The 14,728-nt window shown below is 67.4% G+C and carries 16 protein-coding genes; 12 read left to right on the top strand and 4 right to left on the bottom strand.

The genetic code is table 11. The features are described 5' to 3' along the window. Positions 1 to 152: 152 nt before the first annotated feature. From AC5P9I_RS21005 to flgA, 4 genes are all read right to left on the bottom strand, one after another. Positions 153 to 1,373, bottom strand: coding sequence for an ATP-binding protein (locus tag AC5P9I_RS21005; RefSeq protein ID WP_049467822.1), 1,221 nt, complete (start codon positions 1,371 to 1,373; stop codon positions 153 to 155). Between the two features lie 90 nt (positions 1,374 to 1,463). Next, a complete protein-coding gene (locus AC5P9I_RS21000) occupies positions 1,464 to 1,802 on the bottom strand; it encodes a flagella protein (RefSeq protein WP_049467768.1) in 339 nt (112 codons plus the stop codon). Further along, on the bottom strand, positions 1,799 to 2,104 hold the full coding sequence (gene flgM / locus AC5P9I_RS20995) for a flagellar biosynthesis anti-sigma factor FlgM (protein ID WP_049467771.1): 306 nt from the start codon (positions 2,102 to 2,104) through the stop codon (positions 1,799 to 1,801). Before flgM ends, AC5P9I_RS21000 begins: the two co-directional genes overlap by 4 nt. Positions 2,105 to 2,179: 75 nt before the next feature. Beyond that, on the bottom strand, positions 2,180 to 2,836 hold the full coding sequence (flgA, locus tag AC5P9I_RS20990; protein WP_049467774.1) for a flagellar basal body P-ring formation chaperone FlgA: 657 nt from the start codon (positions 2,834 to 2,836) through the stop codon (positions 2,180 to 2,182). Between the two features lie 199 nt (positions 2,837 to 3,035). Between flgA and AC5P9I_RS20985 the strand changes: the two genes are divergently transcribed. The 12 genes from AC5P9I_RS20985 to flgL all read left to right on the top strand — a co-directional run bounded on the left by AC5P9I_RS20985 (position 3,036) and on the right by flgL (position 14,702). Next, a complete protein-coding gene (locus AC5P9I_RS20985) occupies positions 3,036 to 3,980 on the top strand; it encodes a chemotaxis protein (protein ID WP_049467776.1) in 945 nt (314 codons plus the stop codon). 138 nt (positions 3,981 to 4,118) lie between these two features. Next, complete coding sequence (flgB, locus tag AC5P9I_RS20980) at positions 4,119 to 4,514, top strand: flagellar basal body rod protein FlgB (protein WP_049467779.1); 396 nt, start codon at positions 4,119 to 4,121, stop codon at positions 4,512 to 4,514. Between the two features lie 3 nt (positions 4,515 to 4,517). Beyond that, positions 4,518 to 4,925, top strand: coding sequence for a flagellar basal body rod protein FlgC (gene flgC / locus AC5P9I_RS20975; RefSeq protein WP_049467783.1), 408 nt, complete (start codon positions 4,518 to 4,520; stop codon positions 4,923 to 4,925). 23 nt (positions 4,926 to 4,948) lie between these two features. Continuing rightward, positions 4,949 to 5,632, top strand: coding sequence for a flagellar hook assembly protein FlgD (locus AC5P9I_RS20970; protein ID WP_049467786.1), 684 nt, complete (start codon positions 4,949 to 4,951; stop codon positions 5,630 to 5,632). A 32-nt stretch (positions 5,633 to 5,664) separates the two neighbouring features. Then, entirely contained in the window at positions 5,665 to 6,888 is a 1,224-nt protein-coding gene (gene flgE, locus AC5P9I_RS20965) for a flagellar hook protein FlgE (RefSeq protein ID WP_049467789.1), read from the top strand. A gap of 32 nt (positions 6,889 to 6,920) precedes the next feature. Next, positions 6,921 to 7,670 (top strand): flagellar basal body rod protein FlgF, encoded by a 750-nt coding sequence (locus AC5P9I_RS20960; RefSeq protein WP_049467791.1) that lies wholly within the window; start codon positions 6,921 to 6,923, stop codon positions 7,668 to 7,670. A 103-nt stretch (positions 7,671 to 7,773) separates the two neighbouring features. Continuing rightward, the gene (flgG, locus tag AC5P9I_RS20955; protein WP_005416457.1) at positions 7,774 to 8,559 is read left to right on the top strand and encodes a flagellar basal-body rod protein FlgG; all 786 of its coding nucleotides are present in this window, start codon (positions 7,774 to 7,776) and stop codon (positions 8,557 to 8,559) included. Positions 8,560 to 8,581: 22 nt separating this feature from the next. Next, positions 8,582 to 9,274: a flagellar basal body L-ring protein FlgH gene (flgH, locus tag AC5P9I_RS20950; protein WP_049467794.1), complete on the top strand. Its 693-nt coding sequence runs from the start codon at positions 8,582 to 8,584 to the stop codon at positions 9,272 to 9,274. 2 nt (positions 9,275 to 9,276) lie between these two features. Beyond that, entirely contained in the window at positions 9,277 to 10,413 is a 1,137-nt protein-coding gene (locus tag AC5P9I_RS20945) for a flagellar basal body P-ring protein FlgI (protein ID WP_049467797.1), read from the top strand. A 1-nt stretch (position 10,414) separates the two neighbouring features. After that, positions 10,415 to 11,614, top strand: a complete 1,200-nt coding sequence (gene flgJ, locus AC5P9I_RS20940) for a flagellar assembly peptidoglycan hydrolase FlgJ (protein ID WP_049467799.1) — start codon at positions 10,415 to 10,417, stop codon at positions 11,612 to 11,614. A gap of 8 nt (positions 11,615 to 11,622) precedes the next feature. Further along, positions 11,623 to 13,503, top strand: coding sequence for a flagellar hook-associated protein FlgK (flgK, locus tag AC5P9I_RS20935; RefSeq protein WP_064238486.1), 1,881 nt, complete (start codon positions 11,623 to 11,625; stop codon positions 13,501 to 13,503). Further along, positions 13,500 to 14,702, top strand: a complete 1,203-nt coding sequence (gene flgL / locus AC5P9I_RS20930; RefSeq protein ID WP_053463212.1) for a flagellar hook-associated protein FlgL — start codon at positions 13,500 to 13,502, stop codon at positions 14,700 to 14,702. Before flgK ends, flgL begins: the two co-directional genes overlap by 4 nt. Positions 14,703 to 14,728: the final 26 nt, after the last annotated feature.

The raw sequence follows: 14,728 nt of genomic DNA, 5'->3' as shown, positions 1-14,728 counted from the left end.
TGGCCGGCTGCTCTGGGTGTCCGGTTCAATGAGGTTGCCGGCCAGCGGCCGGCACTACCGATTGGCCCCGGGTAGAGCCGGCCGCTGGCCGGCTGCTCTGGGTGTCCGGTTCAATGAGGTTGCCGGCCAGCGGCCGGCACGACCGGAAGCGGTCAGCGCGGCTGCTTGATCGGCAGCACGACGCGGAAGCGCGAACCCACGCCCGGGGTGCTGTCCAGGTCGATGCGGCCATGGTGCTTGTTGATGATGCTGTAGGAAATCGACAGGCCCAGGCCCGTGCCACTGCCCACCGGCTTGGTGGTGAAGAACGGATCGAAGATGCGCTGGCGCAGTTCCGGCGAGATGCCACCGCCGGTATCTTCGAACTCGACCCACACGTGATCGCCCTCCACGCCGGTGCGCACCGTGATCGTGCCGCGTTCGGCAATGGCATGGCCGGCGTTGAGCAGCAGGTTCATGTAGACCTGGTTCAACTCCGACGGCAGGCACTCCACCAGCGGCAGCTGTCCGAACTCGCGCACCAGGGTGACCTTGTACTTGAGTTCGTTCCAGATGATGTTGATGGTCGACTCGAGGCCGGCGTGCAGGTCGACCAGCTTCCACGACTCGTCGCGGCCAGAGTACGAGAAGTCCTTCAGGTCACGCACGATGCGTGTCACCCGCTCGATGCCCTCACGGGATTCGGCCATCAGCTGCGGCAGATCGCGGCTGATGAAATCGATGTCCAGGCGGTCGCGGATATCGTCGATCTCCGGAATCAGCGCCTTCGGGTCCGGCGCGCGCAGGGCGCGCTCGTAGGCTTCGATCACGGTGAACAGGCTGCGCAGGTATTCCTGCAGGCTGCCCAGGTTGGAGTGCACGTAACCGATCGGGTTGTTGATCTCGTGCGCGACGCCGGCGGCCAGCTGGCCGATCGACGCCATCTTCTCCGACTGCAGCAGCTTCTCCTGGGTGCCATTGAGGCGCAGGTAGGCCTGGCGCAGCTCGGCGTGGCGCTGCTGCAGTTCGCGTTCGTAATCTTCCTGGCCCTCGATGTGGCGGAACAGGGCCAGGAAATGCCCTTCGCCGACCGGGCCGTGGTGGTACAGGTGGGCAATGACCACGCCCTCGCCCAGCGGCAGGCTGCCATTCCAGTGGCCATGCTGGCGTGCATGTTCCAGCGCATCGGGGGGCAGCAGTTCGCGCAGGCGCTGCGGCGGCGGCAGGCCACCGTGCTCGCCACTGGCCAGCAGGTTCTGCGCGGCCGGGTTGGCCAAGGCCACCTGCCCGTCTTCAGTGAACAGCAGCAGGCCCTCGCGCAGGCGCTCAAGCAGGGCCTGCAGCACCGGCTGCGGCGGGAGGGGGGCGGTAACCAGGGCGTTGGCAGCGGACACGGCGACTCGGGCGTTCGAACAGGCGCCCAATATACGCGGTCATGCAGCGGGGTTCAGCCCGCAGGGAGGCAGTGTGGAATCGCCGTCGCGTCAGGCGACGGCGAGCGGCCGGCCGATGCTGACCGTATGCGACTGGCCCTTGGCGTCATAGGCCGAGGCGTCTTCGGTGCGGCCGAGCTGGCGCAGTGCCCAGTTCACTTCGCGGCGGCGGCGCGCCAGCAGCACGCCGTTGGCGCGGTTGCGCTCGGCCAGCTCCTGCAGCTGTTCGCCCTCGCCCACCGGCGGCGCGCCTTCCAGCGCACGCAGCGCTTCCAGCTTGGCACCGGTGGCACGGATCAGGGCGTGCACGTCGTGCTCGACCAGGGCCTGGCGCTCAACGTCCAGGGCCTGGGCGAGACGCTGCAGCGGCTCGCTCATCGCCGCAGTCATCCGCGCAGCTGCTGGTCCAGATCGAGCATGCGCGATGCGATCGCGTCCGGATTGATCTTGTAGGTGCCGTTCTGCAGCGACTCGCGCACGGCCGCCACGCGCTGGGCGTCGATCGCCGGGGCGGTGGTCAGCTCACGCTCGATCGCCTGCAGGTTGGTGGCCTCGCCGGTCAGGCGCAGGCTGTCGGCCGCCTCGACCGGGCGTGCCGCCGCATCGGTGCTGACACCGGGCTTGGTGGCCGGGGTCGTCACGCTGCGCAGGGCCTGGGGGACCTGCAGGTTGCCGTCGATTTTCTGGCTCATGGGGTGTCCTGGAGTTGCCGTTCACAAGGGATAACGGCCGCAGGGCCGTGATCTTTAGGGATATTTTGCGGTAAATCAACGCGCCACGATTACGTCACCTGCGGCGTCGACCGTGCCCTGCACGATCCGCCGCGAGGACAGGTTCTCCACCGAGACCCGCTCGTTCTCACCGGCATCACCCATCGCGCGGCCGGCAATGCGGACCTCGACCGAGCCGCGACGCGAAACCAGGGCCACATTGTCTCCTCGCTTGATGAGACGCTGGACCACCAGATCGTTGTTCGACAGCAGGGCTCCGGCCTGCAACGGACGGCGGGCAATGCGGCCGAGCGCAGCATTCGGATCGGACAGCACCGCACCGGCAATCCGGGCAGCGTCACGCTGGGCAGTAGTGATATCGGCGGCCGTGAGGGTTTCTCCAGTGCCGATTCCGCGGTTGAGCACCAGCACGGTCTGGTTGCGCCGCACCTTCACCGGCACGAACAGCCGCCAGCCGCCGGCATCGGGGCAACTGACCTCCACCGTGGTGTTGGCGGTGGGCTGCACCTGCAACGCACCGCCGCATTTCGGCAGCCGCAGCGCATCGGCCACCTGGGCCTCGCCTTCGCTGCCGGCCGGCAGGGTCGACAGCGCCGCAGTGCGGATGCTGGCCACCGGCTGCCAGTCCGCGGCGCCCGCCCACGGCGCGGCCAGGGCGAGCGCGATGGCGAACAGCGATGTGACCCGGCGCATGGTGCCTCCTGTCGATGGGATCTGGCCCAGCAGCGTGCAAGGGGTGTGCCAGAGCGCCGGGGCCCGTTGATCGGATCCGGGATGGGGATGCGACCGGATGGGTAGAGTCGACTGACAGTCGACTCTACAAACGCGGTGCGGGCCTCGCGGGCGGCAGAACGCCCTCAAGTTCCGCCACTGCCACGCCGATACAGCAGCCATGTCCCATGACCTGCTCAACCGGATCGACCAGCGGACCCGACTGGCCGGCCACAACCGCCTGGCGCTGCTGCTGTTCCGTCTCGGCGGACGTCAGCTTTTTGGCGTCAATGTCTTCAAGGTGCAGGAAGTCCTGCGGCGCCCGGAGCTGTTCCAGGTGCCCGGGCTGCCCAGCCAGTTCGCCGGCGTGGCCGACGTGCGTGGCCGCTCGGTGCCGGTGCTGGACCTGGGCCTGGCCATCGGCCACCCCGAACGCGAGCCCGATGCGGATACCTCGCCGGGCTACCTGGTGGTCACCGAGTTCAACCGCTCGATCCAGGGCTTCCTGGTCAGCGGCGTCGAGCGCATCGTCAACATCGCGGTGGAGGACATCCACCCGCCGCCGGAACTTGGCGCCGAATCCAGCTACCTGACCGCCGTGACGCGCTTCCAGGGCGAACTGATCCAGGTGATCGACGTGGAAAGCGTGCTGGCCGACATCGCCCAGGTGCGCGGCGAAGCGGTGCTGGACCCGGCGATGGCCATGCCGTCCGACGGGCCGCAGCTGCAGGTACTGGTGGTGGACGACTCGCGCGTGGCCCGCCAGCAGATCCGCAGCGTGCTGGACCAGCTGGGCGTGGGCGCCACCCTGCTCTCCGACGGCAAGCAGGCACTGGACCACCTGCTGCAGGTGCACGCCTCCGGCGAGAACCCGGCTGAGCGCTACGCCATGGTCATCTCCGACATCGAGATGCCGGCCATGGACGGCTATACGCTGACGACGGAAATCCGGCGCCACCCGGGCCTGGCCGGCCTGTACGTGCTGCTGCACACCTCGCTGTCGGGCGTATTCAACAACGCCATGGTCGAGCGCGTCGGCGCCAACGCGTTTGTCGCCAAGTACTCGCCGCACGAACTGGCCGATTTCGTGCTGGACCGCCTGCGCAAGGTGGCGATGGCGGCCTGACAGCCACTGATCCGGTAGTGCCGGCCGCTGGCCGGCAACCGCAGATCCATCGGGGAGCCGGCCAGCGGCCGGCACTACCCTCTCGAATTTGGCACACCCCTTGCAGCTTCCCGGGCAACGTTCCCGTGGGAGTGCACCGTGCGCAACCTGATTTCCGACTACCTGGGCGTCCACGCCCAGGCCATGCCGTTGCGCGAACAGCGGATGAAGCTGATCGCCAGCAACCTCGGCAATGCCGATACGCCCGGCTACAAGGCCCAGGACCTGGACTTCGATGCCGCCCTGCGCCACGCCCAGGGGCAGGATGCCAACGGCCTGATGGCCACCACCCATGAGCAGCACTACGAGATCAGTAGTGGCCTGAACCCGTTCCAGATCGCGCGCGAAGGCGTGCAGCCCAGCCTGGACGGCAACACCGTCGATCCGGATGCCGAGCGTGCCGCCTATGGCCGCGCCGCACTGGAATACCGCGCCTCGCTCAGCTTCGTCGAGAGCAAGGTGCGTTCCATGCTGACCGCGATCACGGGGCAATAAGCCATGAGCAACCTGCCGATCTTCGATATCGCCGGTTCCGCGCTGCAGGCGCAGTCGGTGCGCATGAGCACCATCGCCTCCAACCTCTCCAACGCCGACACCGTCGCCGGTTCCGCCGACGCCGTGTACAAGCCGCTGGAACCGATCTTCCAGGCCGTCACCAGCAAGGACGATCCGAACATCACCTCGGTGAAAGTGAAGGAGATCACCCAGAGCGAGGCCGCGCCGATCAAGCGCTACGAGCCGGGCCACCCGCTGGCCGACGCCGACGGCTACATCTACCAGCCCGACGTCGATCCGGTCGCACAGATGGTCAACCTGATCTCGACCTCGCGCAATTACCAGGCCGGCGTGGAGATGTTGACCACCGCCAAGGAACTGGCCCTGGCCACCTTGACCATGGGCCGTTGAGGCCCGCCGCACCGGATACCGCCATGACCACCGCCGTCAACAACCAGACCAGCCAGGATGTGTACTCCGCGCTGGGCCTGAACGCCCCCAACAGCAACGCCACGAAAAAGAAGAACACGCTCGACCAGGCCGATTTCCTGCGCCTGATGACCGAGCAGCTGCAGCACCAGGATCCGCTGAAGCCGATGGACAACACGCAGATGGTCGCGCAGATGGCGCAGATGTCCACCGTGCAGGGCATCACCGATCTGAACAAGACGGTCAAGGGCTTCCAGGAATCGATGGCCAGTGACCAGGTGCTGCGTGGTGCGGCGCTGGTCGGCCACCAGGTGCTGGTCCCGTCGGAAAAGCTGGTGCTGGAGAAGGAAGGCAGTGTCGAAGGCACGGTGGCAGCACCGTCGGCCGGCATCATCACCGTGGACATCACCGATGCCAACGGCGCCAAGGTCACCTCGCTGAGCGTGGAAGCCACGGCCGCCGGCGAAACCGCCTTCCAGTGGGACGGCAAGGACGCCAACGGCAAGCGCATGGAGCCGGGCAAGTACTCCATCGTCGCCAACCATGTCGATACCGCCGGCAAGAGCACCAAGCTGTCCACCTACGTGCAGGCGCCGGTGGAGAGCGTGACCGTCGGTTCCGACGGCCTGTACCTGAACCTCAAGGGCCTGGGCACGGCCCCGATCGACTACGTGCTCCGCGTCAGCTGAGCCGCACATCCCGCATCAACCAGGAGCATCCCATGGGCTTCAATGTCTCGCTGTCCGGCATCAATGCCGCCAACACCGACCTGAGCGTCACCGCCAACAACGTCGCCAACGTCAACACCACCGGCTTCAAGCAGTCGCGCGCCGAGTTCGCCGATCTGTTCGCCTCCACCAGCTATGGCCTGTCGAAGAACCAGACCGGCTCGGGCGTGCGCGTCTCCAACGTCGCCCAGCAGTTCATCCAGGGCCACAACGAGCAGACCGGGCGCAGCCTGGACATGGCCATCTCCGGTGAGGGCTTCTTCACCATGAACATGAACGGTTCGCGTGTGTACTCGCGTGCCGGCAACTTCCAGACCGATTCGGCCGGCTACGTGGTCAACCCGCAGGGCGCGCGCCTGCAGGTGTTCGCGCCGAATGCCGACGGCACCAACTTCGATGCCGGTCGCCTGGTCGACCTGCAGCTGCTGACCACCGACAGCCCGCCGAAGCAGACCAGCGAAGTGAAGGTTGGCTTCACCCTGCCGGCCAATGCCAAGCAGCCGACCGTGGCGACTTTCGACCCGGCCGATTCCAACAGCTACAACCATTCCAGCGGTGGCATCACCGTGTACGACTCGCTGGGCGTGAGCCACATCCAGGTCTCGTACTTCGTCAAGGGCGCCAACCCCAACGAATGGACCGTGCACAACTACGTCGATGGCCAGCCCGCCGGCACCCCGACTGCGGTCACCTTCGACAACAGCGGCAAGCTGACCGTCCCGGCCAACGGCAAGGTCAGCCTCGGCACCTTCACCCCCACCACCGGCGCCGGCCAGCTGAACATGACGCTGGACATCAGCGGCTCGACCCAGTACGGCGAGAAGTTCGCGCTGCGCAACACCCAGCAGGACGGCTACGCCGCCGGCAAGCTCAATGAAATCACCGTCTCCGAATCCGGCGTGGTCTACGCCCGCTATTCCAACGGCGACGACAAGCCGCTGGGCCAGGTCGCGCTGACCACGTTCAACAACACGCAGGGCCTGGAATCGAAGGGCAACAACCTGTGGGTGGAGACCTTCGAATCGGGCACGCCGCGCACCGGCATGCCGGACACCTCCAACCTCGGCAAGATCCAGGCCGGCTCGCTGGAAGCGTCCACCGTCGACCTCACCGAGCAGCTGGTCAACATGATCACCGCGCAGCGCAACTTCCAGGCCAACGCGCAGATGATCACCACCCAGGACCAGATCACCCAGACCGTCATCAACATCCGTTGATGAGCTGCTGACCCTGTCACGGAACTCCCCGCATGGATAAAGCCCTTTACGTGGCGATGACCGGTGCCCGCGCCTCCCTGCAGGCGCAGGGAACGCTCAGCCACAACCTCGCCAACTCGGACACCCCCGGCTTCAAGGAAGCGCTGGCCAACACCGAAGCCTTCCCGATCCGCGGCCCGGGCTTTGCCTCGCGGGTGGATGCGCTGCACGTCGACGCCGGCTTCAACCGCCGGCCCGGCGCGCAGCACATCACCGGCAAGCCGTTGGACCTCGCGCTGCAGAGCGGCACCTGGCTGGCCGTGCAGGCCAGCGACGGCAGCGAAGCGTACACGCGCGGCGCAGCCTTGTCGGTGACGCCGAACGGCCAGCTGGTGACCTCCGGCGGCCGCACGGTGCTGGATGACAACAACAACCCGATCGCCATTCCGCCCTACCAGGCGATGGAGATCGGCGGCGACGGCACGATCTCGATCATCCCGCAGGGCGAAGGCCCGCAGACGATGGCGCAGATCGGCCGGATCAAGGTGGTGCAGGCCCCGGACGAGCGCCTGGAGCGCGGCCTGGATGGCCTGTTCCGCAACACCGATCCGCGCCAGCCGTTCGCCCCGGCGCAGGGCACGGCCGTGCACAGCGGCCAGCTGGAAGGCAGCAACGTCGATGCCGCCGGTGCGCTGGTGCAGATGATCCAGCTGCAGCGCCAGTACGAAATGCAGGTGCAGGTGATCAAGCACGGCGACGACAACGCGCGCAGTGCCAACAGCCTGCTGCGCCTGGGCAGCTGACGGATTTCCGGCGCCGCCCGGGCGCGGCGCTGGCACACCGCTTGCACACCCGTTACCAGGGGCCGCATCGCGCGGCCGGCTTCACCCAGACAGGACACCGAAGATGAACCAGGCATTGTGGATCGCGAAAACCGGACTGGATGCGCAGCAGATGCGCATGTCGGTGGTTTCCAACAACCTCGCCAACACCAACACCACCGGCTTCAAGCAGGACCGTGCCAGCTTCGAGGACCTGCTGTACCAGCAGGTACGCCAGCCCGGCGGCTCTTCGTCGGCGCAGACCCAGCTGCCGACCGGCCTGCAGCTCGGTACCGGCGTTCGCGTGGTCGCCACCGCCAAGAATTTCGAACAGGGCGGCCAGCAGCAGACCGGCCGCGCGCTGGACGTGATGGTCAACGGCCGCGGCTTCTTCGAAGTGCAGATGCCCGACGGCAGCTCGGCCTATACCCGTGATGGCTCGTTCAAGATCAACCAGGACAGCGAACTGGTCACCAACAGCGGCTACCCGGTGCAGCCGGGCATCCAGATTCCTGAAGGTGCGCAGTCGGTCACCATCGGCAGCGACGGCACCATCAGCGTGAAGATGGCCGACAACGCGGCGTCGGTGGAAGTGGGCGCGCTGACCCTGACCGACTTCGTCAATCCGGCCGGCCTGCAGGCGCGTGGCGAGAACCTGTTCCTGGAAACCACGGCATCGGGCCCGGCGCAGAACGGCAACCCCGGCCTGAACGGCCTCGGCACCGTGGTGCAGGGCGCGCTGGAAGGCAGCAACGTCAACGTCGTCGAAGAGCTGGTGTCGATGATCGAAACCCAGCGCGCCTACGAAATGAACGCCAAGGCGATCTCCACCACCGACTCGATGCTCGGCTATCTCAACAACAAGATCTGACCGGCCCAACCGGGAAACCGCCATGTCGCCCATTTCCAACTTCGCCCGCACTGCCCTCGCCTGCGCCGTGGTCGCCCTGCTCGGTGGCTGCGTGATCGCGGGCGACGTGCGCCCCTACCCGGCGATGGCACCGATCCAGCCGATCATGCCGCCGCAGGCCGCGCCGACCGCCGGCGCGATCTACGCCGCCGGTCCCACCCTGCAGCTGTACTCGGACCGCCGCGCACGTGATGTCGGCGACCTGCTGACCATCACCCTGCTGGAAAACACCACCGCGCAGACCAGTGCCAACACCGCCACCAACAAGGAATCGAACCTGAGCCTGGGCACGCCGTCCATCCTCGGCGCGCCGGTCACCCTGGGCGGCAAGGACATCCTCAGCGCCACCGCAGCAGGCAAGCGCGATTTCACCGGCAAGGGCAACAGCGCGCAGAGCAACCGCCTGCAGGGCAGCGTCACCGTCACGGTGATCCAGCGCCTGCCCAACGGCAACCTGGTGGTGCAGGGGCAGAAGAACCTGCGACTGAACCAGGGTGATGAACTGGTGCAGGTGCAGGGCATCGTGCGCCCGGGCGACATCAGCCAGGACAACACCATTCCTTCCAGCCGCGTGGCCGAGGCCCGCATCGTCTACGGCGGCCGCGGGCCGGTCGCGCAGTCCAACGCGATGGGCTGGCTGAGCCGCTTCTTCAATTCCGGCCTGACGCCGTTCTGAGTATGGCCATGAAACTCTTCTCCTCTTCTTCCTGGCAGCGCCGCGTCGCGTCGTTCGTCGCGCTGATGCTGCTGGTCGTGGCTCCCCCGGCCAGCGCCGAACGCATCAAGGACCTGGCCCAGGTCGGCGGCGTGCGTGGCAATGCCCTGGTGGGCTACGGCCTGGTGGTCGGCCTGGATGGCAGTGGCGACCGCACCAGCCAGGCGCCCTTTACCGTGCAGAGCCTGAAGAACCTGCTCGGCGAACTGGGCGTGAACGTGCCGCCGAACGTCAACCCGCAGCTGAAGAATGTGGCGGCGGTGGCGATCCATGCCGAGCTGCCGCCGTTCGCCAAGCCGGGCCAGCCGATCGACATCACCGTGTCCTCGATCGGCAACGCGGTGTCGCTGCGCGGCGGCTCGCTGCTGATGGCCCCGCTGCGCGGTGCCGATGGCCAGATCTATGCGATCGCGCAGGGCAACCTGATCGTCGGCGGCTTCGGTGCGCAGGGCAAGGATGGTTCGCGCGTCTCGGTGAACGTGCCCAGCGTCGGCCGCATTCCCAACGGCGCCACCGTTGAACGCGCCCTGCCCGATCCGCTGGCCAACGGCGGTGACATCACCCTGAACCTGCACAACAACGATTTCACTACTGTCTCGCGCATGGTCGCCGCGCTCAACAACGCGTTCGGCGAAGGCGCCGCGCGGGCGATCGATGGCGTGACGGTCGCGGTCACTGCGCCGACCGATCCGGGCGCGCGCATCGGCCTGCTGGCGCGCATCGAGAACCTGGAACTGACCCCGGGCAGCGCGCCGGCCAAGGTCGTGGTCAATTCGCGCACGGGCACGGTGGTCATCGGCCAGCAGGTACGGGTCGGCCCTGCCGCGATCTCGCATGGTTCGCTGACGGTGACGATCCAGGAAAACACCAATGTCAGCCAGCCCAATGCCCTGTCCGGCGGCCGCACCGTCGCCAGCCCGCAGTCGACCATCACCGCCACCAATGACGGCAGCCGCATGTTCAAGTTCAGCGGCGGCACCACCCTGGACGAGATCGTGCACGCGGTGAACGCCGTGGGTGCGGCACCGGGTGATCTGATCGCGATCCTGGAAGCCCTGAAGCAGGCCGGCGCACTGAGTGCCGAGCTCGAGGTGATCTGACATGCGCATCAATCCCGCATTCGACCTGCACCCGGCGCAGCAGAACGATCCGGCGAAGATCGACAAGGTCGCACGCCAGCTGGAAGGCCAGTTCGCGCAGATGCTGGTCAAGAGCATGCGCGATGCCAGCTTCGGCGACTCGCTGTTTCCCGGCGAGAACAAGATGTTCCGCGACATGTACGACCAGAAGATCGCCGAGGCGATGACCCGCGGCAAGGGCCTGGGGCTGTCGGGCATGATCAGCCGCCAGCTGTCCGGCCAGGCCGCCGACGGCCCGGCGCTGGATACCCGCGTGGATCCGGCCAAGGCCAGCCGCGCCTACCAGCTCAACGCGCCGGACAAGCCGGCACCGTCGCTGCCGCTGGAAGATGGCAGCCAGGCCGTGCGCATGCTGCAGCAGATGGCGGCCGGCGCACAGCACGGTGCGCAGGCCGCGCTGGCACCGATGGAGCAGGCGCTGGACCTGATCGCCGGCCGCGAAAGCAGCGGCCTGCATCGCTCGCTCGGCACCGAGGATCCGTACATGGGCAGCCTGCAGGGCCAGGATTGGGCCGCCAACAACGATCAATGGTCGGCCACGGCCAGCAACCGCGGCACCGCCGTCAGCCCGGCCGACGCGCTGGCCACCCGGACCGCCGTCGCCCAGCTCGGCGAGCACACCCCGGAGGGTTTCGTCGCCAGCATCTGGCAGCACGCGCAGAGCGCAGCCCGGGAACTGGGTGTGGATGCCCGGGCGCTGGTGGCGCAGGCAGCACTGGAAACCGGTTGGGGCAAGCGCCACATCCGCCAGTCCGATGGCAGCACCTCGCACAATCTGTTCGGCATCAAGGCCACCGGCTGGAGCGGCCAGCGCGTTGAAGCCGGCACCCACGAGTACGTGGATGGCGTGCGCCGCAACGAAACCGCCAGCTTCCGCGCCTACAGCTCGCCCGCCGAGAGCTTTGCCGACTATGTGCGCCTGCTGAAGACCAGCCCGCGCTACCAGCAGGCCCTGCAGGCCGGCACCGATGTGCAGGGCTTCGCCCGTGGCCTGCAGCGCGCCGGCTATGCCACCGACCCGCGCTATGCAGCCAAGATCGCCGCGATTGCCGGTGGCCCGACCATCGAGCGTGCCGTAGCGGCCGTGACCGACGCCGGCTCGCGCCTTGGCCAGACCTTCGCCAGCACCGCGACCGCGGCGCTGGGTATCACCCGTCGTTGAGGAACCCCATGTCCAGCGTACTTTCCACCGGTACCGGTGCCCTGCTCGCCTTCCAGCGTGCGTTGGCGACCACCAGCCACAACGTGGCCAACCTCAATACGCCCGGCTACAGCCGGCAGAAGGTCAACTTCGCCACCGCCGACCCGCAGAACTACGGCTATGGCACGGTCGGCAACGGCACCCGGATCACCGACATCCGCCGCACCGCCGACCAGCTGGCGATCTCGCGCCTGCTCGACAGCAGCGGTGAACTGGCGCGCCTGAAACAGCTTTCGGGCATGGCCGACCGGGTCAACGCGCTGTTCTCCGATGCGGCCACGAATGTCTCTGGCGTCTGGTCGAACTTCTTCGATTCGGTCAGTGGCCTGTCGTCGAACGCGGCCGGCACCGCCGACCGCCAGAACATGCTCGACGGTGGCAAAGCCCTGGCCAACCGCTTCGTGCAGCTCAACACGCACCTGAACAACCTCAACAGCGAGGTCAACAACGGCCTGCTGGCCGGTGCCACCGAGGTCAACCGCCTGGCGCAGGAGATCGCCCAGATCAACGGCGCCATCGGCACCAACGTCGCCACCGCGGCGCCCGACCTGCTCGACCGCCGCGACCAGCTGATCACCCAGCTGATCGGCTACACCGGTGGCACGGCGGTGATCCAGGACGGCGGCATCATGAATGTCTACACCGCCGGCGGCAACGCGCTGGTGGTCGGTACCACCGCGACCAAGGTCACCACCGTGGCCGACCCGTACCAGCCCGAGCGCCTGCAGTTGGCGCTGGAGACCCAGGGCAACACCATCCGCCTCGACCCGAAGGCAGTCGGCGGCCAGATCGGTGGCCTGCTGGAGTTCCGCGACACCGTGCTGACCCCGGCGCAGGCCGAACTGGGCAAGCTGGCGGTGGGCCTGGCCGAGAGCTTCAACCAGGTGCACCACCAGGGCGTGGACCTGTATGGCCAGATGGGTGGGGACTTCTTCAACATCGGCAACCCGCGCGTCACCGCCAACAACAGCAACAGCGGCACCGGCACCCTGACCGCAACCTATGGCGACCTGGGCAAGCTGGACGCGCAGAACGTGGTGCTGCAGTTCGATGGCACCACCTGGAAGGCCAGCCGTGCCGACACCGGCGCCAGCATCCCGCTCACCGGCACCGGCACCGCCGGCGATCCGCTGGTGATCAACGGCGTGCAGCTGGTGGTCGGCGGCACGCCGGCGGCCAACGACCGCTTCCTGCTGCAGCCGACCGCGGGGGTGGCCGGCAGCCTGGAAATGGCGATCACCGATCCGTCGCGCATCGCCGCAGCCGCCGCCGTCAAGGGTGCAGCGGCCACCGCCAACACCGGCACCGGCAAGCTGAGCGGTGTCACCGTCACCGATTCGACCCACGCGAACCTGCGCAATCCGGCAGCGATCGTGTTCACCTCGGCCACCACCTACACCATCGACGGTGGCCCGCCGCAGACCTATACGCCGGGCCAGACCATCAGTGCCAACGGCTGGAGCTTCGTGCTGGACGGTGCGCCGAAGGTGGGCGACACGTTCAACATCACCCCCACCCCGGCCGGCTCGTCGGACAACAGCAACGCGTCGAAGCTGGCCAAGGTGGAAAGCGCAAAGGCCTTCAACGCCGGAACGGTGACACTCAATGGTGCGCTGGGGGGCCTGACCACCCAGGTCGGCGCCGCCGCCCGCTCGGCCGAGTATTCGCTCGACGCGCAGCTGGTGATCAATGACAAAGCGCAGGAAGCCCGCGACGAAGTCTCCGGCGTGAACCTGGACGAGGAAGCGGCGGACATGCTGCGCCTGCAGCAGGCCTACCAGGCCGCCTCACAGCTGATCTCGACCGCCGACAGCATGTTCCAGACCATCCTGGGAGCCGTCCGTCGATGAGCAGCCGTATTTCCACCAGCATGATGTTCAACCAGTCGGTCTCGCTGATGATGGCCAAGCAGGCCAAGCTCAGCCACCTGGAGCAGCAGATCGCCACCGGCAGCAAGATCGTCAGCGCCAAGGACGATCCGGTGGCTGCCGGCACTGCGGTCGGCCTTGACCGCAGCCTGGCCGCACTGGACCGCATGAAGCTCAATGCCGGCAACGTGCAGAACCGCCTGGGCGTGCAGGAAAACACCCTGGCGCAGGTCAACGAGCTGATGGCGCGCGTCAACGATCTGACCATCCAGGCCAGCAACCCGGCGCTGAGCGCGGCGGACAAGAAGACGCTGATCACCGAGGTCAACCAGATCCGCGACGGCCTGCTGTCACTGGCCAACGCCGATGATGGCACCGGCCGCTACGTGTTTGGTGGCACCAACGACGGCGACCCGCCGTTTGCCAAGATCAACGGCAAGGTGGTCTACCGTGGCGACCAGACCCAGCGCCAGGTCGAAGTCGGGCCGGACACCTACGTGAAGGACGCGCTGCCCGGCAGCGAGATCTTCATGCGCATTCCCACCGGCGATGGCTTCGTCGACGGCAGCGCCGCGGCCGGCAACACCGGCAACGGCGTGCTGACCAACATCACCCGCGACGGCAGCGACAGCTGGAACGGCCAGGGCTTCAGCGTGCGCTTCACCACCGGCACCCAGTACGAGGTGGTGGACGGTGCGGGCAACGTGACCGGCACCGGCACCTACAAGGCCGGCGACGACCTGGAAGTGAACGGTGTGCGCCTGCGCATCACCGGCGCGCCGGCAGCCGGCGACAGCTTCAACGTGCAGGCGGCCAGCAGCCGCGACATCTTCTCCACCATGGACAACCTGGTGGCCGCGCTGGGCGCCGACACTGGCACCCCTGCACAGATGGCCGCGCAGCAGAACCAGTTGCAGAGCGCACTGCGCGACGTGGCGCGTGCGTCCGAGCGGATGATCGATTCGCGCGCTGCGGGAGGCGCGCAGCTGAAGGCACTGGACAATGCCGCCGACATGCGCGAGGCCAATGGCGTGACCCTGAAGACCACGCTGTCGCAGATGCGCGACCTGGACTACGCCGATGCGCTGAGCCAGTACCAGCTGCAGAGCACCGCGTTGCAGGCGGCACAGACGATCTTCTCGCAGATGCAGTCGATGTCGCTGTTCAACAAGCTGCGCTGACGCCTCTCCTGCGTCACCCCGAAAGG

This window comes from Stenotrophomonas sp. YJH_SMC_29, assembly GCF_059371235.1.
This window is presented reverse-complemented; position numbering and strand designations above follow the sequence as displayed.

What these genes read in the sequence shown, in the direction of transcription:
- AC5P9I_RS21000 (WP_049467768.1), bottom strand. Translation starts at nt 1,802, where the DNA reads ATGACTGCGGCGATGAGCGAGCCGCTGCAGCGTCTCGCCCAGGCCCTG.
- flgM (WP_049467771.1), bottom strand. Translation starts at nt 2,104, where the DNA reads ATGAGCCAGAAAATCGACGGCAACCTGCAGGTCCCCCAGGCCCTGCGC.
- flgA (WP_049467774.1), bottom strand. Translation starts at nt 2,836, where the DNA reads ATGCGCCGGGTCACATCGCTGTTCGCCATCGCGCTCGCCCTGGCCGCG.
- AC5P9I_RS20985 (WP_049467776.1), top strand. Translation starts at nt 3,036, where the DNA reads ATGTCCCATGACCTGCTCAACCGGATCGACCAGCGGACCCGACTGGCC.
- flgC (WP_049467783.1), top strand. Translation starts at nt 4,518, where the DNA reads ATGAGCAACCTGCCGATCTTCGATATCGCCGGTTCCGCGCTGCAGGCG.
- AC5P9I_RS20970 (WP_049467786.1), top strand. Translation starts at nt 4,949, where the DNA reads ATGACCACCGCCGTCAACAACCAGACCAGCCAGGATGTGTACTCCGCG.
- flgE (WP_049467789.1), top strand. Translation starts at nt 5,665, where the DNA reads ATGGGCTTCAATGTCTCGCTGTCCGGCATCAATGCCGCCAACACCGAC.
- AC5P9I_RS20960 (WP_049467791.1), top strand. Translation starts at nt 6,921, where the DNA reads ATGGATAAAGCCCTTTACGTGGCGATGACCGGTGCCCGCGCCTCCCTG.
- flgG (WP_005416457.1), top strand. Translation starts at nt 7,774, where the DNA reads ATGAACCAGGCATTGTGGATCGCGAAAACCGGACTGGATGCGCAGCAG.
- flgH (WP_049467794.1), top strand. Translation starts at nt 8,582, where the DNA reads ATGTCGCCCATTTCCAACTTCGCCCGCACTGCCCTCGCCTGCGCCGTG.
- AC5P9I_RS20945 (WP_049467797.1), top strand. Translation starts at nt 9,277, where the DNA reads ATGGCCATGAAACTCTTCTCCTCTTCTTCCTGGCAGCGCCGCGTCGCG.
- flgJ (WP_049467799.1), top strand. Translation starts at nt 10,415, where the DNA reads ATGCGCATCAATCCCGCATTCGACCTGCACCCGGCGCAGCAGAACGAT.
- flgK (WP_064238486.1), top strand. Translation starts at nt 11,623, where the DNA reads ATGTCCAGCGTACTTTCCACCGGTACCGGTGCCCTGCTCGCCTTCCAG.
- flgL (WP_053463212.1), top strand. Translation starts at nt 13,500, where the DNA reads ATGAGCAGCCGTATTTCCACCAGCATGATGTTCAACCAGTCGGTCTCG.